At 40.5% G+C, this 1033-nt stretch carries 2 protein-coding genes; both read left to right on the top strand.

Features of this window, described 5'->3' with window-relative positions:
* The first annotated feature begins 104 nt into the window (after positions 1-104).
* Positions 105-329, top strand: a complete 225-nt coding sequence (locus TDIS_RS10590) for a hypothetical protein (RefSeq protein ID WP_153303846.1) — start codon at positions 105-107, stop codon at positions 327-329.
* A complete protein-coding gene (locus TDIS_RS10585; RefSeq protein WP_068671858.1) occupies positions 326-751 on the top strand; it encodes a PIN domain-containing protein in 426 nt (141 codons plus the stop codon). Before TDIS_RS10590 ends, TDIS_RS10585 begins: the two co-directional genes overlap by 4 nt.
* Positions 752-1033 lie beyond the last annotated feature (282 nt).

Raw genomic sequence — 1033 nt, 5'->3', positions numbered from 1 at the left:
ACAACTGGGACCGCATAGCCGAGCAGACGCTCGGGGTGTATCAAAGGGCTTGAAATTGGCTATGGGTGGCGGGAAAATGAAAGAGAATATCAAAAACGGAGGGAATGATGCCCCTGGAATTTGAGAGTGTGGTAAAAGAGGGCAAGATCCAATTGCCTTTTAATGTCAATCTTGAAGGAAAAAAGGTAAAAGTGGTGCTCTATCCTGAGGAAGAAGACATTATAGAGTATCTTATGGAACATCCTGTGGAGCTTAAATCTGGCGAGAAAGGTAAACCTTTCAGCAGAGAAGAGCTTTACGCCGAACGGATGGAGAGGATGGGTTCATGAATAATCTGGGGGAGGGATGGGCTTTTATAGATACTAATGTATGGTTTTATGCTTTTACCGGGAACGATCCGGAAAAACATCAAAGGGCAGTAGAGGTCATCAAAAGATACGGAAAATCTATTCAGGTAAGCACTCAGGTAATCAATGAACTCTGTTTGAATCTCAAGAAGAAAGCGGATTTTTTGGAAAAAGGAATACGAGAAATTATCAGACAATTTTTCAGAAAGTATAAAGTCATTAAACCGGACGAAGAGACGATGTTGCTTGCTTCGGAATTAAGGGAGCGGTATAGGCTTTCTTTCTGGGACAGTCTGATAGTAGCAGCGGCTCTCGAAGGAGAAGCCAAGATTTTGGTTACCGAAGATATGCATCCTGGTCTTGTGGTGGAAAAACTAAAAATTATTAATCCATTTTTACCTTAATATTTTACCCTATACTAATATTTTTCCCCTTCCACTCATAGTAAAAAGAAATGGAGACTCTTTTCCACCGGGGCATTTCGCCTGAGGAGCGCCTGGGCTATCTGGACCTTCTCCGGCGGGAGTACCACTGGGACCACGTATCCGAACAGACGCTCGGGGTGTATCAGAGGACTTGAAATATGTTAAATTTGTTAGAAATCATTTTTTAATAATTTCTATTATGGTTTTGATAATTCTTTTTAGTTTTTCTCTTTTTAATCTGCCAATTTTATATAAAATTAT

The organism is Thermosulfurimonas dismutans, assembly GCF_001652585.1.
GTDB lineage: Bacteria > Desulfobacterota > Thermodesulfobacteria > Thermodesulfobacteriales > Thermodesulfobacteriaceae > Thermosulfurimonas > Thermosulfurimonas dismutans.
This window is presented reverse-complemented; position numbering and strand designations above follow the sequence as displayed.

What these genes read in the sequence shown, in the direction of transcription:
- TDIS_RS10590 (WP_153303846.1), top strand. Translation starts at nt 105, where the DNA reads ATGATGCCCCTGGAATTTGAGAGTGTGGTAAAAGAGGGCAAGATCCAA.
- TDIS_RS10585 (WP_068671858.1), top strand. Translation starts at nt 326, where the DNA reads ATGAATAATCTGGGGGAGGGATGGGCTTTTATAGATACTAATGTATGG.